Annotated in this window: 6 protein-coding genes; all 6 read right to left on the bottom strand. The window is 39.9% G+C overall.

Going from position 1 to position 4257, the window contains the following annotated elements:
* Positions 1-75: 75 nt before the first annotated feature.
* A complete protein-coding gene (locus tag Q675_RS33750) occupies positions 76-465 on the bottom strand; it encodes a hypothetical protein (RefSeq protein ID WP_023011836.1) in 390 nt (129 codons plus the stop codon).
* A 113-nt stretch (positions 466-578) separates the two neighbouring features.
* Complete coding sequence (locus tag Q675_RS33745; protein ID WP_023011835.1) at positions 579-2480, bottom strand: AAA family ATPase; 1902 nt, start codon at positions 2478-2480, stop codon at positions 579-581.
* The gene (locus tag Q675_RS33740; RefSeq protein ID WP_023011834.1) at positions 2467-2970 is read right to left on the bottom strand and encodes an ABC-three component system middle component 5; all 504 of its coding nucleotides are present in this window, start codon (positions 2968-2970) and stop codon (positions 2467-2469) included. The genes Q675_RS33745 and Q675_RS33740 overlap by 14 nt, the downstream gene beginning before the upstream one ends.
* Positions 2970-3509 carry an ABC-three component system protein gene (locus tag Q675_RS33735; RefSeq protein WP_023011833.1) on the bottom strand — a complete coding sequence of 180 codons (540 nt, stop codon included), beginning with the start codon at positions 3507-3509 and terminating at the stop codon, positions 2970-2972. Before Q675_RS33735 ends, Q675_RS33740 begins: the two co-directional genes overlap by 1 nt.
* Positions 3510-3671: a hypothetical protein gene (locus tag Q675_RS38230; protein ID WP_023011832.1), complete on the bottom strand. Its 162-nt coding sequence runs from the start codon at positions 3669-3671 to the stop codon at positions 3510-3512.
* Between the two features lie 174 nt (positions 3672-3845).
* Positions 3846-4208, bottom strand: coding sequence for a trypco2 family protein (locus Q675_RS33730; RefSeq protein ID WP_023011831.1), 363 nt, complete (start codon positions 4206-4208; stop codon positions 3846-3848).
* Positions 4209-4257: the final 49 nt, after the last annotated feature.

The raw sequence follows: 4257 nt of genomic DNA, 5'->3' as shown, positions 1-4257 counted from the left end.
CCATGCCCGGCACACACGCCATGGTAAGCCGCCGGTACGGAGCGCAGCGCAGTACCGGTCGGCTTCACCTACTGGTTAAGTTGCAGCCAAGTCCGAGATCATGCTCTTGATCGACTCAATTTCCGCGTCGCGATCCGCTGCTTGGCAGTTGTATGTGATGAATAGAGCAGTTGGCCCATTGGCAACATACCAGAATTGCCAAAATTCATTGTTCGAACCAAATGCTAAAGTGAAGCCCTCGAAGTCGCCTGCATCAGCTTCAGTTAATTTAGCCCCCGCCTCTATGTGCTCTTGCGCCAACCCTTTTAAGTCAGCTTCCGTGACAGTTCCTTCTTTAGAATAGCTACTGATCTGGAGCGCCCCTACGCCTTCTGGGTGAAAAATGAGAGAACAATCTTCTTCATGCTCTCCTACCCACTCGGGCAGCAAATTGATTCGCCAGCTTGGCCCATCGAACTGATTCATAATTTTTGCAACTTAACGCTTTGCTCACCGGAAAATTGGGAGCGCAGCGAGTAATTTTTCCGTGTGCAGCAACTTGTTATAAGTCGCCACTCCTCTGCAGTCTATATAAAACGTTAATTAAAATATTTTAGGCTTTTATTTGACTCACTATATACCTCACCAACTATATAATTCTTTGACTTTAAACTTTCATCAATGTTTTTTGTCGCAAAAATAATTTGAAAATCTGTTTCGTAACGAGATAGAGCCTCAACTACCACCTTTTGAAAGTTCTTCGATCGGTCATCTTCCATCCCGCCATTTTCTATGCCATCGAGAACCAAGAATCTGGGGAGACGTATATATGTTTTTTCAAGCGCCGCCATCAACAAAGCAACATGAAACGCGTTATTTAACAAGACTATTCCACTTTCTGAAAAGGCTGTTTTTCCATTCACGGATACACTATTGGCAGCAAAATCAAACTCAGCATACTCTGCATTTTTGAATTCTTTTTCTGAACCATTATCTTTTCGGAGCAACTCACAAAGCCTATCGGATATAAGCGCCTGGACTTCAGGCTCACGCGTAAATCTTTGCTTCCCTATCAATTCGATTTTGTCACTAAGCCTGTTAACTTCAGACTGAACAATGTCTCTTTCACCTCGCAGCTCAATTAAAGATCGATGAAGCTCAGCAATTTTATCTAATGTTTGAAGTTTTTCTTCGAGTTCGCCTGTTAGTCGATAAAGATCAAATAGCTGCTTTTCTTTGCTTGCATCAACAGAACTCATAGTTGCGGTAACTCTGCTAACTTGCTTCCTGAATGAGACTCTTAATTCCTTTCGCCTAGACATAAGCTCCGCTAGTTTTTGTTTTTTCTTTTCCAACAACCTTTCAGATTCACGAAGCTGGATCTCTATTTCATTCTTCATTCTTAGGAGACTATTCGAACTGTCTGTTGATTCTATCGGCTCACCACATAAGCCACAGCAGTCCTTGGCTTTTTCTTTGAGTGATTTATGGCAACTAGGGCACGATGAGAATTCGAACCCATCAATCAAACTTCCAACTTTAATTGAGTCTGATAATGCACACTGCTTGTCAATAAGCTCAGATACAAACTCTTCAGAGTCAAGTATGTTGTAATTCAATTGCTGAATTTCAGTTTCTACTTCTAGCAACTTATTCCGAATTACTACGCTATCTTTTGCTGAGGATTCTGTTTCTTTTTTATCAGAACTGTATGAAATTAAAGATTTTTCTTTAATTTCTATAATTTCGACATTGATAGAAGCTATTTTATCTAATATATTTTTCTTCTGTTCTTCAATTGTCTCGACACCCTCACCAAAAGAAGTCTTTCCAACAACCGACTGAATTGCCTGAAGTTTTGCAATTATTTTTTGCAACCTCTTTTCTTCTTCAACAAGTTTTATCTTTGCGTCATAAAGCTCATTATCGTACAAGCCTAATAAGTATTTACCTACAGATTCCCTTTTGAATGCAGAATCGAACGGCTCATTATTAAATATGGCACTAGAGGTATTTGATTGATCTGCATAAATCAGTCGATAGATTTGATGCAAAGTTACATTGTTATTGTTTGCATCTGCTTTTGCTTCAGGTAAGCCAAGTACGTCAAACATTTTTTGAGAAAAACTAGGCTTGCCTCCTATAGCATACGGATAATTAAACCAGCTTGTGAGAGGGGAGGCTAATGCCGTATCCATTTCTGAAAAACAAAAGTCCATTGATTGCTTCTCTGAACCATTGTTTTTACGCCTAATGGTAACGGGGCTGCCATTGACTTTTAACCCCACATAAATGTTGTCACAAAGGCCCGCTTCCTCTTTCCAGTTAGGGACTTCGTAACCTAGTCCATACATTAAAAGTTGTATTATGGAAGTTTTGCCAGAACCATTCTTTCCTGCCAATATATTAACACCATCATGAAAGGCTTCATCAAAAACGATTAGAGAGCCTCTTTTTACATGAAGCCTCTCAACCTTCAAAGTAGGCTTAATTAACATCATATCTATAATCCATTAAACTCGTTATTTTTTTTAATCCATCAGAACCTGTAATTGAAATTGATATTAGGTTTTTCACGATAAAATTAATTGCCTGGCTAGATATGCTGTTTTCTTTTGATTCAGCTAAGTTCTTTAATCCTTCTGGAATATTTTCGAGGATGACTTGATATTCCGAAGAATTGCTGCCTTTTTGCAACACCCCAAGAACAACTAGTCGTTCTATAGCAAGGAAATGTATTTCTTTCATCGCATTAAAGAGGCTTTTCGGATCAAAGTTTTGATATCGGTTCTTGTAATTTTTAAACTCATTCTTATCGGTAAATTTATCTCTTGGCACAGACAATTTTTGAATATGCGCAGGGTTTGCGATTAAGAAGTCAAATAAGCGAAGTGCATCAACTTCTAAACTTTCTGCTTTCCAATAAATTAGTAATGCAGTCATTCGTAGCAGTGTATGGTTTGGGTCCAGAGCTTTGTTGTATAAAAGCATTACTTCCACTCCAAGTGGCAATTCCCTGTAAGGAAATAAACCATCCCATTGATTTGACGATTGAAAATCTCCAAAACATTATCACCTAGGTGGGCTTGAATTTCTTTCTCAAGGTGAGTCCTGAAAAGCAGCTTCAATGAGGCTTCTTCCCTTACATCAAGCAACTTACTCTTAATATTTGCGTTAAAAATCGACTCAACTTCGGCCAATAAATAAGTAATAATCTTCTGAGCCGACTTGTAATGCTGATTCCTAATAATTAACTTACTAACCTCTTCTTTTAGTTCCTCTCCGACATCAATCAAATAACCAAACCCTGCATCTTCAAGCTTTTCAGTCAAATCTCGGATATCGTACTTTTCATTACTATAGTGAGTCAGCTCATCAATAATCACATAAGTTACTTGTTGATTTGATTTTTCTTCGACATACTTCTGAGACAGCAAGTCCATCTGTGTAGGAGCTGGTAAGATATTTGTTATCTTGTCGCGTCCAATAACATCGCCGCCCGCCGTAATATTTCTGAGCCAGCTAAACATTTACTTTTGAACCTTATCTCTACCAACAACGTCGCCGCCGGCTTGTACATCTTTAAAGTTGCTTTTACTTCCAGATTTAAAGCTGATTACAAATTTAATTCCAAGCCCTAGTACAGCCAGAATAGCTACAGCAATTAATCCAATTGTTATTAAATTATCCATTTTAGCACCTTTTGAACTAACTAATGTGATCTTACAACCAGCTAAACTCGTTTTTGGATTTAGCGATAGTACTGCTGATTATTACCTCAGACTTATAACGCGGAGCACAGCGGCGGCCCGTCAGGGGCGTCCGGCGGCCATCGGCCGCGTACTGATGCGGCTGGTTATACGTGATCACGAGTGAGGCATGACCATCGGAACCCTGAACTGGATTCTTGATTCCGAGCTTTTGGTCTCGCTAGAGCTACCCTTGCCACCGATACCAATTGATCCGACGGAAATACCTGCTTTTGCAGACGCTTCTGTACCCTCGGTGGCATGAACAGCAACATCGAAGGTGATTTCCTCGACAAATCGAAGTGGTGAATTATCTCTGTTTTCAGACAATACACCGTAATGCTTGGCATTTGCTGAATGATTTATCGATACATTCCGTGGGTTGACCAAGGCTTCGGAATCCTGCAATTCCGAGCTTGCCTCTTCAATGCCTTGAGCTATTTGAACCAAGGTTTCCCTGATAAAGTCCTTTAATTCCATAGATCCCTCCGATGGTCATTCAAAACGTATAATCGGGATAGGGAGGCAC

It is taken from the genome of Marinobacter sp. EN3 (genome assembly GCF_000475315.1).
Lineage (GTDB): Bacteria > Pseudomonadota > Gammaproteobacteria > Pseudomonadales > Oleiphilaceae > Marinobacter > Marinobacter nauticus.
Note: the sequence above shows the minus strand (reverse complement) of the source record. Positions and strands in the feature narration are given on the sequence as shown.